The organism is Nocardia altamirensis NBRC 108246 (genome assembly GCF_001612685.1).
Lineage (GTDB): Bacteria > Actinomycetota > Actinomycetes > Mycobacteriales > Mycobacteriaceae > Nocardia > Nocardia altamirensis.
Genome location: NZ_BDAY01000060.1, coordinates 47,394 through 66,659, shown reverse-complemented (window position 1 = coordinate 66,659; position 19,266 = coordinate 47,394). Strand labels below are relative to the sequence as shown.

General features: G+C 66.6%; 20 protein-coding genes. 9 read left to right on the top strand and 11 right to left on the bottom strand.

Features of this window, described 5'->3' with window-relative positions:
* Positions 1-79: 79 nt before the first annotated feature.
* The 4 genes from NA11_RS28940 to pip are packed head-to-tail and all read left to right on the top strand — an operon-like array spanning position 80 to position 3,856.
* Positions 80-1,012: an ABC transporter ATP-binding protein gene (locus NA11_RS28940; protein WP_069165188.1), complete on the top strand. Its 933-nt coding sequence runs from the start codon at positions 80-82 to the stop codon at positions 1,010-1,012.
* Entirely contained in the window at positions 1,012-1,803 is a 792-nt protein-coding gene (locus NA11_RS28935) for an ABC transporter permease (RefSeq protein WP_174567748.1), read from the top strand. Before NA11_RS28940 ends, NA11_RS28935 begins: the two co-directional genes overlap by 1 nt.
* Before the next feature lie 53 nt (positions 1,804-1,856).
* A complete protein-coding gene (locus NA11_RS28930) occupies positions 1,857-2,813 on the top strand; it encodes a COX15/CtaA family protein (RefSeq protein ID WP_069165186.1) in 957 nt (318 codons plus the stop codon).
* Between the two features lie 56 nt (positions 2,814-2,869).
* Positions 2,870-3,856, top strand: a complete 987-nt coding sequence (gene pip, locus NA11_RS28925; protein WP_069165185.1) for a prolyl aminopeptidase — start codon at positions 2,870-2,872, stop codon at positions 3,854-3,856.
* On the opposite strand, the gene NA11_RS28920 is transcribed toward pip, so the two are convergent.
* From NA11_RS28920 to NA11_RS28870, 11 genes are read right to left on the bottom strand one after another with little or no spacing between them, the layout of a single operon-like run.
* Positions 3,853-4,464: a TetR/AcrR family transcriptional regulator gene (locus NA11_RS28920; RefSeq protein ID WP_069165184.1), complete on the bottom strand. Its 612-nt coding sequence runs from the start codon at positions 4,462-4,464 to the stop codon at positions 3,853-3,855. The genes pip and NA11_RS28920 overlap by 4 nt on opposite strands.
* Positions 4,461-5,135, bottom strand: a complete 675-nt coding sequence (locus NA11_RS28915) for a TetR/AcrR family transcriptional regulator (RefSeq protein ID WP_069165183.1) — start codon at positions 5,133-5,135, stop codon at positions 4,461-4,463. Before NA11_RS28915 ends, NA11_RS28920 begins: the two co-directional genes overlap by 4 nt.
* A gap of 53 nt (positions 5,136-5,188) precedes the next feature.
* On the bottom strand, positions 5,189-5,776 hold the full coding sequence (locus NA11_RS28910) for a hypothetical protein (RefSeq protein ID WP_069165182.1): 588 nt from the start codon (positions 5,774-5,776) through the stop codon (positions 5,189-5,191).
* Between the two features lie 15 nt (positions 5,777-5,791).
* A complete protein-coding gene (locus NA11_RS28905) occupies positions 5,792-6,736 on the bottom strand; it encodes an MlaD family protein (RefSeq protein ID WP_069165181.1) in 945 nt (314 codons plus the stop codon).
* Positions 6,733-7,752, bottom strand: coding sequence for an MlaD family protein (locus NA11_RS28900; protein WP_069165180.1), 1,020 nt, complete (start codon positions 7,750-7,752; stop codon positions 6,733-6,735). Before NA11_RS28900 ends, NA11_RS28905 begins: the two co-directional genes overlap by 4 nt.
* Entirely contained in the window at positions 7,749-8,804 is a 1,056-nt protein-coding gene (locus NA11_RS28895; protein ID WP_245746253.1) for an MCE family protein, read from the bottom strand. The genes NA11_RS28900 and NA11_RS28895 overlap by 4 nt, the downstream gene beginning before the upstream one ends.
* The gene (locus NA11_RS28890) at positions 8,804-9,850 is read right to left on the bottom strand and encodes an MlaD family protein (protein WP_069165178.1); all 1,047 of its coding nucleotides are present in this window, start codon (positions 9,848-9,850) and stop codon (positions 8,804-8,806) included. Before NA11_RS28890 ends, NA11_RS28895 begins: the two co-directional genes overlap by 1 nt.
* Entirely contained in the window at positions 9,847-10,854 is a 1,008-nt protein-coding gene (locus tag NA11_RS28885; RefSeq protein ID WP_069165177.1) for an MlaD family protein, read from the bottom strand. Before NA11_RS28885 ends, NA11_RS28890 begins: the two co-directional genes overlap by 4 nt.
* Positions 10,851-11,891 (bottom strand): MlaD family protein, encoded by a 1,041-nt coding sequence (locus tag NA11_RS28880; RefSeq protein ID WP_069165176.1) that lies wholly within the window; start codon positions 11,889-11,891, stop codon positions 10,851-10,853. The genes NA11_RS28885 and NA11_RS28880 overlap by 4 nt, the downstream gene beginning before the upstream one ends.
* Before the next feature lie 3 nt (positions 11,892-11,894).
* Positions 11,895-12,764, bottom strand: coding sequence for an MlaE family ABC transporter permease (locus NA11_RS28875; RefSeq protein WP_069165175.1), 870 nt, complete (start codon positions 12,762-12,764; stop codon positions 11,895-11,897).
* Positions 12,764-13,597 (bottom strand): MlaE family ABC transporter permease, encoded by an 834-nt coding sequence (locus tag NA11_RS28870; protein WP_084655155.1) that lies wholly within the window; start codon positions 13,595-13,597, stop codon positions 12,764-12,766. Before NA11_RS28870 ends, NA11_RS28875 begins: the two co-directional genes overlap by 1 nt.
* A gap of 208 nt (positions 13,598-13,805) precedes the next feature.
* Between NA11_RS28870 and NA11_RS28865 the strand changes: the two genes are divergently transcribed.
* The 5 genes from NA11_RS28865 (at position 13,806) to NA11_RS28850 (ending at position 19,262) form a co-directional block, all read left to right on the top strand.
* The gene (locus tag NA11_RS28865; RefSeq protein WP_069165173.1) at positions 13,806-14,717 is read left to right on the top strand and encodes a 2-hydroxyacid dehydrogenase; all 912 of its coding nucleotides are present in this window, start codon (positions 13,806-13,808) and stop codon (positions 14,715-14,717) included.
* A 542-nt stretch (positions 14,718-15,259) separates the two neighbouring features.
* Complete coding sequence (locus tag NA11_RS45050) at positions 15,260-15,682, top strand: hypothetical protein (protein ID WP_141717898.1); 423 nt, start codon at positions 15,260-15,262, stop codon at positions 15,680-15,682.
* A gap of 99 nt (positions 15,683-15,781) precedes the next feature.
* On the top strand, positions 15,782-16,918 hold the full coding sequence (locus tag NA11_RS28860; protein ID WP_084655154.1) for a PLP-dependent cysteine synthase family protein: 1,137 nt from the start codon (positions 15,782-15,784) through the stop codon (positions 16,916-16,918).
* The gene (locus NA11_RS28855; RefSeq protein ID WP_218023394.1) at positions 16,912-18,192 is read left to right on the top strand and encodes an MFS transporter; all 1,281 of its coding nucleotides are present in this window, start codon (positions 16,912-16,914) and stop codon (positions 18,190-18,192) included. The genes NA11_RS28860 and NA11_RS28855 overlap by 7 nt, the downstream gene beginning before the upstream one ends.
* Positions 18,189-19,262, top strand: a complete 1,074-nt coding sequence (locus tag NA11_RS28850; RefSeq protein WP_069165172.1) for a PLP-dependent cysteine synthase family protein — start codon at positions 18,189-18,191, stop codon at positions 19,260-19,262. Before NA11_RS28855 ends, NA11_RS28850 begins: the two co-directional genes overlap by 4 nt.
* Positions 19,263-19,266: the final 4 nt, after the last annotated feature.

The window sequence follows — 19,266 nt, the reverse complement described above, 5'->3', positions numbered from 1 at the left end:
CCGTGAGCGAGCTTGCGAGCGAACCAAAGACACAGCACGCCTCAGGCGCGCCGGAGTCGAGCGCCAGCGAGGCGGAGGCGTGACTGCAGCCGCGGAACTCGCTGTCCGCATCGACGGCGTCGTCAAACGCTACGACGACATCAGCGCGGTCGACGGTGTGAGCTTCGAGGTGGAACGGGCGCAGGTGCTCGCGCTGCTCGGTCCGAACGGCGCGGGCAAGACCACGACCGTCGAGATGTGCGAGGGCTTCCTGTCCCCCGATGCCGGGTCGGTGCGGGTGCTCGGGTTGGATCCGGTGGCCGATTCGGAACGGCTGCGGCCGCGCATCGGCGTGATGCTGCAAGGCGGCGGTGCCTACCCGGGCGCGCGGGCGGGCGAGATGCTCGATCTGGTCGCCTCCTATTCGGCCGACCCGCTGGATCCGGACTGGCTGCTGCGCACACTCGGCCTGCAGGACAATCGCCGCACCCCGTACCGCAGGCTCTCCGGCGGCCAGCAGCAGCGGCTCGCGTTGGCGTGCGCGCTGGTCGGCAAGCCGGAGATCGTCTTCCTCGACGAGCCGACCGCGGGCCTGGACGCCCAGGCGCGGCTCATCGTGTGGGAGCTCATCGATGCGCTGCGCCGCGACGGGGTGACCGTCGTGCTCACCACGCACCTGATGGACGAGGCCGAACAGCTCGCCGACCAGCTGGTGATCATCGATCACGGCCGGATCGTCGCCTCCGGCACGCCCGCCGAGGTGACCGCGCACGGCGCTGCCGGGCAGCTACGCTTCTCGGCCCCACCGAAACTCGACCTCGACCTCCTGAAATCGGCACTGCCGGAAGGTTTCTCGCCGCGGGAGACGAGCGCGGGCACCTATCTGGTCGAGGGCGAGATCACCCCGCAGGTGCTCGCGACGGTGACCGCGTGGTGCGCGCGAGTGAACGTGCTCGCCACCGACATTCGGATCGACCAGCGCAGGCTCGAAGACGTCTTCCTGGAACTCACCGGACGGGACCTCCGCGGATGATGACGCAACCAGACCAGGCAACCAACCGCTTCGCGCCTGGCACCTTCACCCCCGACCCGCGCCCGAGCACGCGCCTGGCGATGCTGATCGCGCAGACCCGGCTCGAGCTGATTCTGTTGCTGCGCAACGGCGAACAGCTGCTGCTCACCATGTTCATTCCGATCACCCTGCTGGTCGGGCTCAGCCTGCTGCCGTTCGGCGACCTCGGCGACGACCGGGTGGACAAGATCGTGCCCGCGGTGATGATGGTCGCCGTCATGTCCACCGCGTTCACCGGTCAGGCCATCGCCGTCGGCTTCGATCGCCGCTACGGTGCGTTGAAGCGGCTCGGCGCCACCGCACTGCCGCGCTGGGGCATTATCGCGGGCAAGAGCGCGGCGGTGCTCATCGTCGTTGTGCTGCAAGCGATTCTGCTCGGCGTCATCGGTGTCGCGCTCGGCTGGCGGCCCGACCTCGCCGGACTCGCCATCGGCGCACTGGTGATCGCGCTCGGCACCGCGACGTTCGCGGCGATGGGCCTGCTGCTCGGCGGCACGCTGAAGGCGGAGATCGTGCTGGCGCTGGCGAACATCCTGTGGTTCGTCATGCTCGGCATCGCCAGCGTGGTGTTCGCCACCGACGATCTGCCCGGCGCGGTGAATGTGCTTGCCAGGCTGGTGCCTTCGGGCGCGTTGGCGGTGACGCTCGAGGAGGCGATGCGCACCAGCATCGACTGGTTCGGCATCGCCGTGCTCGCGGTGTGGGGCCTGGTGTCCGGCGTGCTGGCCGCGCGCTTCTTCCGTTTCGAGTAAGGGCACCCGGTACCAACGACAGCGTGTAGTTGACCGTGCTCTAGCATCGTGCCGTGCTGTATCGGGCCTTCCTGCGACTCGTCGACAAGCTGCCGCTCCCCTCGCTGCGGGTGCAGCGGCTGACCGCGATCGTGGTGATCCTCACGCAGGCGGGCATCGCCGTGACCGGCGCCGTCGTCCGGGTCACCGCCTCCGGACTCGGCTGCCCGACCTGGCCGCAGTGCTTCCCGGGCAGCTTCACCCCGATCGGCGTCTCCGAGGTGCCGGTGCTGCACCAGGCCGTCGAGTTCGGCAATCGGATGCTCACCGGTGTGGTCTCGCTGTTCGCCGCGCTGATCGTGCTCGCGGTGCTGCGCGCCCGGCGCCGCCGCGACGTGCTGATCTACGCCTGGCTGATGCCGGGCGGCACGCTGCTGCAGGGCATCATCGGCGGCATCACCGTGCGCACTGGGCTGCTGTGGTGGACCGTCGCGGTGCACCTGCTGGCGTCCATGCTCATGGTGTGGCTGGCCACGGTGCTCTACGCGAAGATCTGCGAGCCGGACGTTGGGATCGACACCGCGCAGGTGCCCGCGCCGCTGCGCTGGCTGACCGCATTGAGCGCGGTCGCGCTGACCGGTGTGCTCATCGCGGGCACGCTGGTGACCGCGGCCGGACCACACGCGGGCGACAAGAGCATCGAACGGCCGGTCGATCGGCTGCAGATCGAGATCGTCACGCTGGTGCATCTCCATTCGCAGCTGCTGGTCGGCTACCTGGCGCTGCTGATCGGCCTCGGCTTCGGGTTGTACGCGGTGGGTATCACGCCCGCAATTCGCAAGCGGCTCTTCGTCGTACTCGCGCTGGTGTGTTCGCAGGCGCTGGTCGGCATCGTGCAGTACTTCACCGACGTGCCCGCGGCTCTTGTCGTGGTCCATGTCGGCGGTGCGGGTGCGTGTGTCGCGGCGACGGCGGCGCTCTGGGCATCGTTGCGCACGCGTGTGTCGGTCGATGCGGCGCAGCCTGCCTGACACGTCCAGCTAGGGTTGGAGGCGTCGATTGATCACCGAATGTGGGGAGATGTCCGATGGTCAGCACCAGTTCCGAAGCGCCTGTCGCCGAACCGTTTCCGCCTATCGAGCCCTATGCGAAAGGCTTGCTCGACGTCGGTGACGGCAACCAGATCTATTGGGAGACCAGCGGTAATCCCGAGGGCAAGCCGGCACTTGTCGTGCACGGCGGGCCGGGCAGTGGTGGAAAGCGCGGGGCGCGGAAGACTTTCGATCCCGCGATCTATCGGATCGTGCTGTTCGATCAGCGCGGCTGCGGCGAAAGCCTGCCGCACGCGTCGGATCCAGCGGTCGACCTGTCCTGCAACACCACCGAGCATCTCATCGCCGACATGGAGCGGCTGCGTACCCATCTCGGCATCGACAAGTGGCTGCTGTACGGCGGTTCTTGGGGTTCGACGCTGATCCTCGCCTATGCCGAACGATTTCCCGAGCGGGTCTCCGAGATCGTGCTGGTCGGCGTCACGATGACGACGCTGGAGGAGACCGACTGGCTCTACAACGGCGTCGCCCGCTTCCTGCCGGAGCAGTGGGAGACGTTTCGTGACGCACTGCCGCCGGACCAGCGCGACGGCGATATCGTCCTCGCCTACAGCCGGGCGATCAACAGCCAGGACCCGGCGACCAGGACGGCGCTCATGCGCGCCTGGTGTGCCTGGGAGGACGCCGTCATCTCGCACGAATCCCTCGGCAACCCAGGCCAATACAGCGCCAAGGACGACGCGGCCATGCTCGCGTTCGTCCGCATCTGCTCGCACTTCTTCGCCAACGCGGCCTGGCTCGCCGAGGACCAACTGCTCGACAACGCGGACAAGCTGGCAGGCATCCCCGGCGTCCTGATCCACGGCCGCCTCGACCTCAGCTCCCCGCTGTCCACCGCATGGGAACTCGCCAAGGCATGGCCCGACGCCGAGCTCCAGGTCATCGACGATTCCGGCCATACCGGCAGCCCGCAGATGCGCACGGCCGTCCTCGAGGCCGTCGCCCGCTTCGGCCGCCGTTAGGGTTGGAGCGAGGCGCGGACGAAACCGACCACTGCAGTGCGCACCCGGTCCTGGTCGAGGCCGTTGGTGTCCTTGCGAATCGCGGACAGGGTGGCGGACAACAGAACTGAGAGCAGCACCTCGCCGGTGAGCCTCGGGTCGAGGGTGGGATCCAGGTACCCGAGAGCAATGCCCTTCTTGATCCGATCGGTGGCCTCGTCGCTGTAGACGCGCAGATTCTCGATCGAACGCTCGGTGACACGGGCGTCGATCGACGTCGCCTCGATCAGCAGGAACGTCACCAAACCCGGTTCGTCCTCGACCAATTCGTAGCACTGATCGACGATCCGGCCGACGAGCGCACAGAATTCGTCGAGGGACTGCGGGCGCTGGCCCGCCATGACGCGGCCGAAGACGCGGTCGCGAATCAGCGCGAAATAGTGGTCGATGACGGCGTCGAGAATGTCGCGCTTGTTGTCGAAATAGTTGTAGAAGGTGCCGTGGCTGACGCCTGCGCGGGCGACGATGTCGGCGACGACGACGGACCGGTACCCCTTGTCGACAAACAGCTCGTAGGCCGAGAAGACCAGCTCCGCACGACGTTTCACACTGCGGTCGGCCGCGCTCATCGCGCTGATCCAGCGGCCGCGGGATCGCGTGGCCGCAACGCCTTTTCGAGGATCGTGAGCACACCGGTGGTGGTCCGTTCACGCTCCTGCGACGAGTTCTCGCCGCGGATCTCCCGCAGCACACCGGGCACCACCATCGCGAGCACCGCGTGCGCGATGACATCGGAGTCGATGTCGGCGCGCAGCCAGCCCTCCTCGCTGCCGCGCCGAAGCTCGTGCGCCACAAAAGCACTCACGAGCAGCTCCATGCCGACCAGGCGATCGCTCAGCTCCCGGTCGATCGCGCTCGCCTCCACATGGACCAGACGCAGGAACTCCGGCTCCTGCTCGAGCATCGCGTACAACCGGACGATCGCCGCCCGAATCGCGGCAAGCATTTCCGCAACTGAGGACGGGCGGCTGATCAGCGTGTGCGGCTCGAGTGCCGTGATGAGCTTCGCGGCGCCGAAATCCACGACGTGGTCCAGGATTTCGCGCTTGCTTGCGAAATACCGATACACCGTGCCCTGCCCGATGCCCGCATGCGCCGCCACATCGGCGATCGCCGTCGCCTCGTAACCGCGCTCGACGAACACCGCATAGGCCGACGCGATGATCTGCTGCCTGCGCCGTTCCGGCAGCCCTTCGAGTGGCGGCCTGCCGCGACGCGGCGCGCGGGGCTGGTCCGGCACGGCACTCCTTCTCGACACCGAGGCAAATAGCTCGTCAGCCTACCAACGTGCCGTCACCGTCCCGGCGCCTCGCCCTTCGGGCCGTAGTCCGCGACCTGCCATCCGCCGCCGTGCTTCGCGACCGTCACCACCAGGATGTTGGGCACCGTCGCCGGATTCGGCTGCTGGATGTTCTGCGTCTTCTGGGTCGCGAACACGGTGACCGAATACTGGTCGTTGCCTTGCGCTTCCACCGCGGTGCCGAGCACCTGGCCGGTGGCGACCACCTGGGCCTCGGTCATGATCTTCGCCAACGTGTCGTGCACCTCGTCGTAGCGCTTGCGCAGTGCGTCGGAGGCGTCGCGCTGCACACCGTCGAAGAAGGCGGGCAGGTTCTTGTGGTCGTAGGTCAGCGAGCGCAGCGTGTAGTCCCTGGCCACCTCGGCGGCCTTGTCCCGGTCGGCGTTCTGCTGCCGCAGTGCGGCGAGATCGTCGGAGCTGGACTGCCAGGACAGGCCGAGTGCGATGGCGAGCACGGTCAGCAGCACCGCGATACCGCCGAACACGTATTCGAGGCCCGTGCGCCTAGCTTCCGGCTCCTTCGTTGTGCCGGTCTCGGTTTCGCTCTGCGGCACCGGCTCGGCCACGGATTCGGTGGTCATGATGTCCTCGACTCTCTACTGGGGAACGGCGAGCGTGATGCGTGCGGTCCCGCTCTCCGGAAACGTGGCCGACAGCAGGTCGATGATCGAACCCGCGTCCACCCGAACAGGTTTCAACGCGCTGGTGGCGGGCTTCAGCACGGTGGCGATGTGCGAGAGATCAGGGCCGAGCAGCGAGATGTACTGATCGATCTTCTGCACCAGCGGCCCGAGCGGCTCGTCCCAGACGTGTTCGCCCGCATAGGAATAGCCTTGAAATCCTTCGATCAGGTGCACCACATCGGGCAATACGTCGGTGAAATCGTCGGCCCAATCACCGATCACCGGCCCGTACCCGTCGAAGTTCTCGCCGAGCTGCTGCCCGTTGACGTACAACCGGGTGATCGCGTCCCGCTTGTCGTGCAGCAACTGTGCCGTCATGGTCAGCGTGTGGGTGAGGTTGGCGATCTCCCGCTCCCGCCCGGCGTACCCCTGCGACAGGATGGTGGCGAGCTTCTCGATCTTCACCGGATCTATTTGGGAATTCAGCACATCCAGCTTGGCGAGCGCCTCGCTGACGGTGGTCGCGATCCGCACCTGGTGCGCCGGGATGACGCTGCCGTCGGCGAGATACGGACCCGCGGTGGTGGTCGGCCGGAAGTCGATGAACTGCTCACCTGCCGCGGACAGGTTGCTGATGTACAGCTCACTGCCCAGCGGGACTCGGTATTTCGCGTCCAGCTCGATCCGCACCGCGAGTCCGGTGCCGGTGGCGGTGATGGCGCGCACCTTCCCGATGCGCATGCCGCGCAGATCGACCTGCGAGGTCGGCATCAGCCCGCCGGACGAATCCATCAGCACCGTCACGGTATTCGTGCTGCGGCGCGGGTCGATGTCGAGCACCCCGATGGCCATGTATGCCGCACACACCACCGTCATCACCAGGAGCAACGCCAGCGAGACCGGACCGGAGAGCTTCATCGAACCATTCCTATCGACCGCAACACCTGGATCATCTGGTCCGAGCGCGCCGCCGCATCGGTGGCGGCGGCCTCCGGTGCCACCCGCTGCACCCGGATGTTCGGCGGCGCACTGAAGAACGGAATCAGCTTCTCGCGCAACAGCCGGTTCATGGTGTCGACGTTCATCGGGATCGTGCTGTCGGCGCGCGCGATGGTCAGCGCGGCCGGGGTGAGGATGCTGAAGATGTCGTGCAGGTCGCCGCGGATCGGCAGCGCGAGATCGCCGACATACCTGGCCAATTCGCCGCCGTCGATGATCAGCTGAACCAGTCCGAACAGCACGTCGGACAGGCCTTCGGCGCGGCCGGGCCCGAGTGTGAGGGTGCGGTCGACGTTGTCCTTGTTGGCCTCCAGTGTGGTCGACACGCTGGCCGCGGCGGCCAGGATCCGATCCAGCTCGGTGCCGTGCGTCGACAGGTCGTGCAGCGCGTTGCGCCCGGCGGTCAGGATGCGGTCGAGGTCTTTCGGGTCGGTCGGGAAGGCCGCGTTGACGCTGGCGATGAGCTCCTGAAGCTCGCCGAAGCGCCCGCCGGTGACGATATTCGACAGAGCGCGCAGGATGTCTTCCACATTGGCCGCGGGCACGGTGTGCGCGCGGGTGATGACGTCGCCGTTCACCAGGAACGGCGGTCCGGCCGCGGGCGGCGCCTGCAACGCGATGTGGATATCGCCGAGGATCGTGCTCTGCCGCAGCTCGGCGGTGGTCGACTTGGGCAGCCGCACATCGGATTTCAGATCGACCGTGGCGACGGCGGTGTCACCGACCAGCTCGATCCGGTCGAGCATGCCGACCTCGACGCCCTCGGCGATGACCTTCGCGCGGTCGGGCAGGTTGAGCACCGAACCGAATTCGATCCTGATCGAGAAGGTGTCCCCCGACAGATAGGTCCCTGGAATGGGCACGTCCGTCGCGCGCAGGCCGCAGCCGGTCAGCAGCAGCGTCAGCGCGGCGAGCACCGGTATCAGGCGCTTCACGGCGCCCCCAGCGAGCCGAGAATCACCTGGACCAGGCCGGGTTGGCTGCCGTCCGCCGCCTCGTAGCGCGGCGGCCGGTAATTCACCATGGCAGCACCCGTGGCCGGATCGAACACCGAGGCCAGCTTCCCGGACAGCGGCGGCAGCTGCGCGAGCAGATCGACGATGCTGCCCGCCAGCACGGCGTACCGGTGGACCTCCGGGATGATCCGGTCCAGGAACTCGAAGGACTGGTGGTCGTACTTGCCGACATTGCGGGCGATCACCGGCAGGAACTGCAGTGCGAGATCGACCGCTCGCGACAGCTCGGTGGAGAAGCCGTCGACCAGGGCGATGCCGTTCTTCAGGTTGTCGAGCAGCTGCTGCATGTCGGGCCAGTTGGTGATGAACATGGTGGTGAGGTCGTCGAGGTTGTCGACGAGCCTGCGCAGCACCACATCCCGATCGGCCGGATCGCCGATCACCTGAGACAGCCGCTGCAGCAGGGAGTTCCACTGCGGACCCGTGCCGTCCAGCGCCCGCACCGCGCCGGTGATCGTCTGGTCGAGCAGCGCGTCCGTCGGCGCACCCGGCGTCGGCGACTGCTGACCGCCGAGCAGGTCGCCGGACAGCCGTCCGAGCGCGTCGAGCGCGTCGCTGATGCCGACCGGTGTCCTGGTGCGCGCCAGCGGAACGCAGTGTGCGGTATCGAATTTCGGTCCGCCGGTATAGGTCTTGGTCAGCTCGACATGCCGATCGGTGACGATCGAGCTCGACATGGTCACCGCCTGCACGTCGGCGGGCAGGTCGAGCTTTCCGTCGATGCGCATCGTCACCCGCATCCGATCGCCGAGTGCCTCGATCCGCGCGACCGTGCCGACCTCGACGCCGAGCATCGTGACGCTGTTGCCTTCGTAAAGGCCGACCGTGTCGGTGAATTCGGCGCACAGGCTCTGCTTGGCGGGTTGCACGCGGTCCACCACGCCGGCACCGCTCACGCCGACCACCACCGCGACCGAGGCGAGCACCGCCCCGACAGCAACGACGACACCCGTTCTGCCCCAGAGCTTCATCAGCACGCCCTCCCCTCGTACGGGATGCACAGCGCCGGACCCCGTACCACGCTGGCGGATTGGTCAATGGTCACCCCGTCGGGGCCGAGCATGGCCGAGATCTTCCCGATGAAGTCCTTGATCCCCGCGATCACCGTGTCGATCCGGCCCGGATCCTGGACGAGTTTGTTGAACAGCTCCTCGAATTCGGCCACCGACGGCTCGATCGAATCGCCGTAGGCCAGCACCGGCCGGTGGATGATCACGAACAGCCGTTTCAGCAGCTCGAAGACTTGGACGATCTCCCCGCGCCGCTCGCCGAGCACCACGGCGACCGTGCCGAGTTCGCGGACGAAGTCGGCAAGCACCGCACGATCGGTCGCGATGGCGCCGATGTATTCGTCGGTCACCTGCAGCGCCGAATTCAGTTGTCCGGAACGCTCGGCCAGCACGCCGGTCAGATCGTTGAAGTTGCCGATGACCGAGCGCACCGCGTCGGGCTGCCCGGCAAGCGCGGCGTTCACCTGGGCGATCGTGCCGCGCAGTGTGGTCGCGTCGACCTTGCTCAACACCGGAGTGGCGAGGTCGATGATGTCGGTCAGCTCGAAGGGTGTGGTGGTGCGCTCGCGCGGAATGTGCTTGCCGCCCAGCGTCTTGTCGCCGCGCGGCAGCAGCGTCAGATAGTGCCCGCCGATCGGTGTCAGCATCTTCACCTCCACCGCCGACTCGTCGCCGACGTGCACGTCCCTGGCCACGCCGAACCGCACCTCGACATGGTCGCCGACCAACTCCACCGAACGAACCTGGCCGACTTTGATACCCGCGATCCGCACCTCGTCGCCGACCCTCGCTCCGCCGGATGTGCGGAAGTCGGCCGTGTACGCCTGCTCCCCGAACGGCACCACGTACAGCACCGCGGCCGCAAGCAAACCGAGCACGCTCACCAGCACCCCGGCTATCCCCCACCGCAATTGGCGCCACGGCTCGGCTCGTGCGGCCCGCAGCTCTTTGAGCTCGGTGAACAACCGACCGGGCAACCCGATCAATTGTTGTGTCGCGCCGGTCATTTGCACACCACCAGCTTCTGATTGCCGAGGACGACGGTGCCGATGCCCGGTAGCCCGAGCTCACCGTCCGCGCACGAATACGTCGTGGCCACCCCGCTGGCCGGAACGTTCTGGTTGAGCCCCGAGATCAATGACGGCACCAGCGCCAGGATTTCGACCAGCTGATCGGTCTGCGGCAGCACCCTGCGCAGCAGGCCGTCCAGCGGCAGGTAGCTGTCGTCGTAGGCCGCCCGCAGCTCCTCGAGCAGCGGAATGAGCGGCACCATAGTGCGATTGGCCTGTTCGGTGGCGGTGATGATGGTCGCGGTCCGGCTGCCGAACGCGCTGAGCACCCCGTTGAGTTGTTTGACGAGCGCACCGACCGCCGCGGACTTTCCGCTGATCGATCGAGATATCTCGCCGAGGTTGTGGATCAGCAGCACCACCACCGCCTCGCTGCTCTTGGCGTGCTTGGTCAGCCGGTCGAGATCGGCGAGTGCGGGGGCGATGCCGCTGCCGTCGCCTTGCAGCACCCGCAGGATGTTCGTGCCGAACTGGTTGAGCTGCGCGGTGTCCAGCGTCTCGAACAGCGGCTTGAAGCCGTTGAACAGTTTGGACACATCGAAACTCGGGATGGTGCGGGCCACCGGAATGGTGGCGCCCGCCGCGAGCCGGACGCCGCCGGGCCGTCCGGTCATCAGCTCGATATAGCGCTGCCCGATCAGATCCTGGTACCGCACTGCGGCTTCGGTGGTGTCGTAGAGCGGGCGCTGCCGATCGGCGGTGAACCGGACCCGCGCAAGCGTGCCGTCCAGCGAGACAGCGTCGACCTTCCCGACCGCAACGCCCGACATCCGCACCACATCACCCGGGTAGAGCCCCGAAACATCGGTGAAGACAGCGTCATAGGACACCTTGTCCTCCGGCACCGGCGTATTCAGCGCGGCCACCACGAAAGCGGAGCACACCGCGACGATCGCGACGAAGACGGCGAGCTTGACGCCTGCGGCGGTCACGCTGTTCATCGCGGCATCCCCTGCCGGGACGCGATGATCGAATCCGCAAGGTAGGGCATGTTCTTCACGATCACCTCGAGCTGGAGTTGCACCCGGCCGTCGATCACCGGAAACGCACTATCGATCCGGGCGAGCAACGCGGGCAACCGGTTGTACGCGGGCGCCACGGTGCCGATCGACGCGCTGATCGGCACCACCAGATCCAGTACGCCGCCGATGATCACGGCCAGATCCGGGTTGTCCCTGCGCAGCAGATCGGCGACCGGCAGCAGCAGCGCGGTGTCCAGGGTGGACAGCGAATGCTTTGTCCGCTCCCGATTCTCGGCGGTGCCGAAGTATGCGCTGTTGTCCAGCACGCCGAGGATCACATCGACCACCGGCGGCGTCGTCTGTGCGACGCCGGTGCTGACGTCGGCCCCGATATCCAGGTAATGGCCAAGTGACGCACGCTGATTCGTGGCGAGCACCCGCGCGGTGGCGAAAAACGACTGCACGGCAGGCCCCAGCGCCGCGGTGTTGTCGAGTAGCAAGTCGAACAGCGCGCGCACGGTCTCCGAATCGAGCACCTGGGTCAACCGCGCCGCCCGGCGGAACACGCTCGACACCGTGGCATTGCTCGCATTGGCGCCGATGAACAGGGTGGAGTTCTCCGGCAGCCGATCACCCTTGCCGGTGTTCACCAATTCGATGGCGCTGGAACCGAAGATGTTCGACGAGGTGAATCGCGCCGACACATCGTCGGTGAGCGCGCCGGCCTGCGTGCGGTCCAATTCCAGTTCGATGCGCTGATGCCCGTAGCCGACCGTGTCGACCTTGCGCACGGTGCCGATCGCGAAGCCACGGAACTTCACCTCGGCGCCCGGCGTGAGACCCTCGCCGAGGGTGGCCGCGTCGATGGTGAGGCGGAACCGGTCCGCGAACCTCCCCTGCGCGTACTGCGTGGTGAACACCGCAACCACCAGGATGACGATGGCCACGATCAGCCCGCGGAGTCGCAGCATCCACTGCCCGGCCGAACGCCCTGAATGATCAACGAAAAGCGGCACACGTCACCCCGAGATCTTGATTCCGACATCGAGGCCCCAGAAGACGATCGTCATGATCATGTCCGCGATCACCACCAGGACCAGGCTCGCGCGGATCGCCCGCCCCGACGCCCTGCCGACCCCCTCCGGCCCGCCGGTCGCGTAAAAGCCTTGGTAGCCGTGGATCAGGATGATCATGACCACGAAGACCGTCGCCTTGAGCAGCGAGGCGAGCACGTCGCCGGGTTGCAGGAAGGCATCGAAGTAGTGGTAGTAGGTGCCCGAGGACTGGCCGTGCAGCACATTCACGACCACCGCGCAGGAGAGATAGCTGAGGATCAGCGTGAGCAGGTAGAGCGGGACGATGGTGATCAGCCCCGCAATCACCCTGGTGGTCACCACGAACGGGACCGGGCGGATGCCGATGGCTTCCAGCGCGTCGATCTCCTCGGAGATGCGCATCGCCCCGATCTCCGCGGTCATCCGGCAGCCTGCCTGGGCCGCGAAGCCGATCGCGGCGACCATCGGCGCCATCTCCCTGGTGTTCGCGTAGGCGGAGACGAACCCGGTGAGCGGGCCCATGCCGACCATGTTCAGCGCGGTGAATCCTTCGACGCCGATCGAGCCGCCGACCGCGACGCCGAGGAAGATCAGCACCGCCACCGTGCCGCCGCCGACGATGAGATTGCCACTACCCCAGGTGATATCGGTGAGCGTGAGCATGGTCTGGCGGCGATAGGAGCGCAGGGTGTGCGGCACTGCGGCGAGCACCTGAATGACGAAAGTCAGCTGGTGACCGAGTGATTCGAAGAGTGTCAGCGGGCCACTCGCGCCGCGCTCGGCGACCCGGCCTGCCTTGCCGAACGCGTGGTACTTGGCGGGAACCTCGGTCATCAGCCCACCTTTTGCGGCAGGAACATCGAAACCAGCTGGGTGATGACCAGATTCACGCCGAACGCCGCGATCACCCCGATCACCACGGCCGCGTTCACCGCGTTCGCGACACCCTTCGGTCCGTGCGCCGCCTCCAGTCCGCGCTGGCAGGCGACGATCAGCACGATCACCCCGAAGATGACCGACTTCACGATCGCCACCCCGAGATCGGCCATCGTCGCGAAGGCCGCGAACGAGGACAGATAGCTGCCCGGCGTCACCCCTTGGAAGCCGACCGCGACCACATAACCGGTGAAGACCCCCATGAAAATGACGAGCAGGCACAGCAGCGGCGTCAGCACGAGCATGGCCGCGAGCCGCGGCGCGACCAGTCGCCGCACCGGATCAATGCCCATGGTGCGCAGCGCATCCACTTCCTCGCGGATGGTGCGCGCCCCCAGGTCGGAGGCGATCGCCGAGCCTGCCGCGCCGCCGAGCAGCAGCGCGGTCACCATCGGCGCGCCCTGCCGGATGACACCGAGCCCGCCCGCCGCGCCCGCCACCGAGGTCGCGCCGACCTGCTGGGTCAGGCTGCCGACCTGGACGGACACGATGACGCCGAACGGAATCGCCACCAGCACAGCGGGAATCGCGGTGACGCTGACGATGAACCAGCCCTGCTGCACCGTGTCGCGCCAGGGATGGCGCAGCTTGACGATGTCGGTGACCAGGTAGCCGAACGCGGCGATCGCGAGCTGCAGGGTTCGCCCGAAGGTTCGCAGGCTGTTGAGGACCAGATCGAATCCCCACCGCGCCACCGGCTCGGACACCCGAGCGACCCTGTCGACGACCACCGCAACCTCGTTTCCACCGGCTCCACCCCCGGCTGGGGCACAATTTAGCCGACTGATACGTCACTCTGCGGCAGAACCGAAGTAAATCATCGCACTGACTGAGACAGCTGTGGTGGGAATCGACAAATGCGTCCGGAGAGTCCGATTCGCCGGAAAATGTCCGACGGAACCCGTTGCGCCCGTTGGCAAGGCCACTAATCTCACGAGCATGGCGGTTATTGTTCTGGTGCCGGACGACCACGGAGTCGCGGCGCTCTCCGGAATCGACGGAGTTCAACCGATGCGATACGACCACGGCGAGCCTTTCCCGGACGGCGCCGAGCGAGCGGAAGTGCTTGTCCCCCGTTTCCTCAGTCGTGCCGACACGGTCGATTTGACCCAACTGCCGAAACTTCGCCTGGTGCAGATGCTTACCGCGGGCGCCGAGGGCTGGGTCGACAATCTCCCCGACGGGGTGCGCGTCGCCACCGGACGCGGCGCGCACGGCGGCAGCTCGGCCGAATGGGTGCTGGCCGCACTACTGCACATCTACCGCGACCTCGGCAGCTTCGCCGATGCCAAGCGGGCCAAGGCGTGGACTTCCCATCAGACCGAAACCCTGGTCGGCAAGCGGATTCTCATCGTCGGCGCAGGCGACCTGGCCGGCGAGCTCGTGCGCAGGCTGGCCGGGTTCGACGCGACGGCGACCCTCGTCGGCACCACGGCCCGCGACGGGGTGCGCGGTGTCGCCGAATTGCCCGTGCTGCTCGGCGCACACGATGTCGTTGTGCTGACTGTCCCGGTCACCAGCCGCACCCTTCGCATGGTCGACGCGAACTTTCTCGCCGCGATGCCCGACAACGCCATCCTGGTGAACGTCGCCCGCGGACCGATCGTCGACACCGATGCGCTGCTGGCCGAACTGAGTTCGGGTCGGCTCCGCGCCGCCCTCGACGTCACCGATCCCGAGCCGCTCCCTCCGGACCACCCCCTGTGGACCGCCCCCGGCCTACTGCTCACCCCGCACGTCGCAGGCAACAGCACCGGCAGCTACGAACGCGGCTGGGCGGTTGCGCGCGCCGAGATCCTCCGCTTCGTCAACGGCGAAACCCCGAAAAACCTGGTGCTCGGCGAATATTGAAGCCAGTCACAATGCCCGAAAAACGGAGACCCGGCTGCGGCAGACTGCACAATGTGCATCGAAACTTGTCTCGAATTCACGTGCCGAATCCCTTGGGGCACTGAATTGCCGAGAAATTCTAGAATCAATTGCTGTGCGTGAACTGACAGTTGAGCGTGGCAGCGTGGCGCTGGCAACGTAAGACCTGTCAGGCGTGATGGGGCAACGCGCACGAGTCCCTGCATTCGCCCATCCAGCCATTCCGCCTCGTTCCCATTCATAGGTTTGATGCCGAGCCGTATTCGAGTGGGAATGACAGTTCTTGGTGGAAGCATTGCGATCACGTATAGTGAGCGCGCATAGGTATCTCCAAATCGGTTCACTGTCAACAAGTTTCACTAGCATCTGCCAAGGCAAAAGCGTTTTCGGTCTGCGATTCCATACCGTGACGCCAATGGCTTGGATACCGGCAAAGCCGCCGAGGAGAGTCGCCGACCCCTCACCTTTCGTTATGCGGACAGGTGAGGTGTACCACGACCCCGATTGCTCCACCTGGAGGCATCGTGAGACTCTTCGGCCGGTTGCGGCTCGGTAACTCGTTGCTGGCATTACTGACGGCAGTAATGCTCGCACTGCCGATGCTCGACTGCCTGCTGACCGAAGAGATTCATGCCCACCCCGCGACTGTTTCGGTTGTCGACCACCTCGCCGGTCCCATGCCCGGTGAGCCGTCTCAGTTGGTCGACGCACCGAGCGACCGCGAGTGCCGAGGCCATCTGACGCACTGCGTGCCGAAGCTGATCGCGCCGAGCGTGGTCAGTAAACCAATCGTCTCACTGTTGCTTATGGCTCTCGGCCTGATAATCGTTGGAGTTCTTGGCATTTCGCCATCCGGCCGCCCCGGGGCTCGCGCGCCTGCGATCAGCGCCCTGCCGGCCGTGAGCGGCCGAGGTATCACTACGCGTCTGTGTGTCGCTCGGAACTGAGGGGTCAGCGCCAGGCCGACATAGTTCATGGTCGGCCGGTGTCCGCTGCCCACTCGGATCTGCCGCCCGTTCGGCGGCCTCGAATGAGAAAGCGACAGCATGGAAAAGATCGTGCTGGCCCGACAAGACGAAATAGCGACGACGCTGGTTCGCGCGCCGATGGCGGCGCGAGGTCCGAGGGCCCTCGTCGGCAACACACCGGTGCTGTGGGTCGGTGCGCCGCTGGCGCCGACCGGCCGCGGTTTCTGGGCCAAGCTGGAGGGGTTCAACCCCGGTGGCATCAAGGACCGCCCCGCCCTCCACATGGTGCGCTGCGCGCAGCAGCGCGGCGATCTCCGCCAAGGCGCGCGGATCGTCGAATCAAGCAGTGGCACTTTGGGTTTGGGACTAGCCCTGGCCGGAATACTGCATCGTCACCCGATCACGGTGGTGACCGATCCGGGGATGGAACCGTTCGTCGCACACATGCTTGCGGCCTACGGGGCTCGGGTCGAATTGGTGAGCACACCGCATCCGAGCGGCGGCTGGCAGCAGGCGCGGCGCGACCGAGTGGTCGAACTGCTCGCGGATGATCCGGACGCCTGGTGCCCGGATCAATACCACAACCCGGACAACGTCGACGGCTACGAAGCGCTGGCACTCGAACTGGTTCAGCAGGTGGGCCGGATAGATGTGCTGGTGTGCTCGGTCGGCACCGGCGGCCACTCGGCCGGGGTGGCGCGGGTACTGCGCCGGTTCAACCCCGAGCTGCGACTGGTCGGCGTCGACACCGTGGCGTCGACGATCTTCGGCCAACCGGCCGGACCTCGGCTGATGCGCGGCCTCGGCTCCAGCATCTATCCGCGCAATGTCGACTATCCCGCGTTCAACGAAATCCATTGGGTCGCACCGTCGGAGGCGGTCTGGGCCTGCCGCACACTTGCCGCGACACACCATGCCACCGGCGGTTGGAGCGTCGGCGCCGTCGCTCTGGTCGCGGGGTGGCTGGCCCGCACGAGCGACCTCGGAACTCGCATCGCCGCGGTGTTTCCCGATGGGCCTGGCCGCTACTTCGACACGATCTACCACGACGCCTTCTGCGAGCAGCACGGCTTGCTCGACGCCGATCCGCCGATCGAACCGGACACGATCGCGCACCCGACCGAACAGGTGGTCCGCCGCTGGACGCGCTGCACCCGCATCATCGATCCGTGCCGCCGAGCCGACCGTGACGGCAAGGATCGGGCGCCGTGCTGACCGCATACCGTGCCGCCCGCACCCTCCCGCCCACCGTGCAGTTGCTGTTGGTCAATCAGTTCGGCGTCTATCTCGGCTTCTATCTGCTGATTCCGTTTCTCGCCACGCATCTGCGGGACAACCTGCACCTGGCGACGGGGGTGGTGGGTGCGATCATCGGCATCCGCAGCCTCAGCCAGCAGGGCTTGACCCTGTTCGGCGGCTCGGCCGCCGACCGGATCGGGTGCCGACCGATGATCATTGCCGGATGTCTGCTCCGCGCAGTGGGATTCGGCGCCTTCGCGGTGGTGGACAGCGTCGTCGGGTTGATCGCGGCCGCGATAGTGACCGGGGTGGCAGGGGCGATATTCAGTCCGGCGGCCCGTGCTTATCTCGCACACGAGTCGGGAACGCAACGGCTGCAAGCGTTTTCACTCTTGAATATCGCGGGTGAATGCGGGACCCTGATCGGCCCGCTACTCGGCGGACTGCTGCTCATGGTCGACTTCCGGGTGGTGGCGACCGTGGCGGCGCTGGTGTTCGCCGCGCTGACCATCGCGCAGCTCGCGCTGCTCCCGCCGCGTCCGGTGGCGCTCCCGGAACAGTCGGTGCTGGCCGACTGGCGGGAACTGTTCCGAGATCGTCGGTTCCTGCTGTATGTGTGTGCCACGTCCGCGATCTTCGTGCTGTACAACCAGCTTTACCTGACACTGCCCCTAGAAGCCGCCCGCACTTCGGGTTTCGCGGGGTCTGTCGCGGTCCTGTTCCTCGTGTCCACGCTCGTCACCCTCGGCCTGCAGATGCGGATCACCGAATGGTGTCGACAACGGTGGACCTCCCCGATGTCCGTCGGCGTCGGGATCGCGCTGTGCGGACTGGCCTTCGCGCCGACCGCCCTCGGCAGCGGGGCGACCGCGGCGACCGGCGCGACTGGACTGTGGGCGGCCATCCCCGCTCTGCTGCCGACGATGCTGGCCACGATCGTGTTGACGCTCGGCGTCGCGATCGCGCAGCCGGTGGCGCTTGATCTCACATCCGAGTTCGCCCGCCCCGCACTGACCGGCACCTATCTCGGCGTGTTCGCGACCGCGTCCGGATTGGCGGCGGTCGTGAGCAACATCGTTGTCGGTTACACCGTCGACCTCGGTGCTCGGATGCACATGCCATGGCTGCCGTGGCTGCTGCTGATCGGCCACGGGATCGGTGCCGCCGTGCTGATCGCCGTGATGCGTGCTCGCTCCCTCTTTCCACCCCTCCAACCACACAGCACTGCGCACCAGAGGACAGAACGATGAAGTACAACAACATTATTGAGGCCATCGGCGGCACTCCGCTCGTCCGGCTCAACCGGCTCACCCGAGCAACGGAGGCGACCGTATGGGTCAAACTCGAATGCCTCAACCCCAGCGGCAGCGTCAAGGCACGCCCCGCCGCCGCCATGGTGCGCGAAGCCATCCGCTCCGGCGAACTCGACACCGACGGCGCGATCGTCGAGGCCACGTCCGGAAACCTGGGCATCGCGCTGGCCATGATCGGCGCCGCCCTCGGAATCCGCACCGAGATCATGGTCGACCCACGCACCCCACCGTTCAGCGTGCGCAGCATCGCCGCGTACGGGGCGCAACCCACGCTCGTCAGCACCAGCGACGAGCACGGCAAGTATCAAATCCCACGGATCCGCGCCGCCGAAGAGATCGCGCGCAACACAGCGGGCGCGTACATGCCCAACCAGTGGAACAACCCGAGCAACCCGGCCGCACACAGCATGACGACCGCACAGGAAATCCTCACCGACCTGGATGGCGATGTGCATGCGGTGGTGTGCACCACGAGCAGTTGCGGCCAGCTCACCGGAATCGGACGAGCGCTCAAACAAGCCGGAAGTCGTTGTCTCACTGTGGCGGTGGACGGTCGAGGTTCTACCGCCATCGGCGGACCGATGGGACAGCATCTGCTGATCGGCCTCGGCTCCGGATTCACCCCTGGCAACTTCGACCGCAGCGTCATCGACCACGCTTACTGGTGCGGCGACGCCGAAGCGTTCAGCACCTGCCGACTGTTGGCCAGCACCGAAGGCCTGCTCCTCGGTGGGTCCTCCGGAGCGGCCGTCTTCATCGCCTTGCGCGTCGCCCAGTTGCTCGGACCAGGACACAACGTGGTTGCCGTCGCACCGGACGGCGGCGATCGATATCTGGAGACGATCTACAACGACGCGTGGGTGAGCACGCACGGCCTGGAGCTCGCGACCACGACCGACGAACTCCGCTCTCTCCTAACGGAATACAACCCGTTCCCCGGCGATCAGCTCGAACCATGGCGACACTATCGGGCCGACAGCACAGCCAAGCCGCCAGCGTTGGCGTAGCGGT

Bases quoted from the DNA above. Each gene is read 5' to 3' on its own strand.
- NA11_RS28935 (WP_174567748.1), top strand. From the start codon at position 1,012: ATGACGCAACCAGACCAGGCAACCAACCGCTTCGCGCCTGGCACCTTC.
- pip (WP_069165185.1), top strand. From the start codon at position 2,870: ATGGTCAGCACCAGTTCCGAAGCGCCTGTCGCCGAACCGTTTCCGCCT.
- NA11_RS28920 (WP_069165184.1), bottom strand. From the start codon at position 4,464: ATGAGCGCGGCCGACCGCAGTGTGAAACGTCGTGCGGAGCTGGTCTTC.
- NA11_RS28910 (WP_069165182.1), bottom strand. From the start codon at position 5,776: ATGACCACCGAATCCGTGGCCGAGCCGGTGCCGCAGAGCGAAACCGAG.
- NA11_RS28905 (WP_069165181.1), bottom strand. From the start codon at position 6,736: ATGAAGCTCTCCGGTCCGGTCTCGCTGGCGTTGCTCCTGGTGATGACG.
- NA11_RS28895 (WP_245746253.1), bottom strand. From the start codon at position 8,804: ATGAAGCTCTGGGGCAGAACGGGTGTCGTCGTTGCTGTCGGGGCGGTG.
- NA11_RS28890 (WP_069165178.1), bottom strand. From the start codon at position 9,850: ATGACCGGCGCGACACAACAATTGATCGGGTTGCCCGGTCGGTTGTTC.
- NA11_RS28885 (WP_069165177.1), bottom strand. From the start codon at position 10,854: ATGAACAGCGTGACCGCCGCAGGCGTCAAGCTCGCCGTCTTCGTCGCG.
- NA11_RS28875 (WP_069165175.1), bottom strand. From the start codon at position 12,764: ATGACCGAGGTTCCCGCCAAGTACCACGCGTTCGGCAAGGCAGGCCGG.
- NA11_RS28865 (WP_069165173.1), top strand. From the start codon at position 13,806: ATGGCGGTTATTGTTCTGGTGCCGGACGACCACGGAGTCGCGGCGCTC.
- NA11_RS28860 (WP_084655154.1), top strand. From the start codon at position 15,782: ATGGAAAAGATCGTGCTGGCCCGACAAGACGAAATAGCGACGACGCTG.
- NA11_RS28850 (WP_069165172.1), top strand. From the start codon at position 18,189: ATGAAGTACAACAACATTATTGAGGCCATCGGCGGCACTCCGCTCGTC.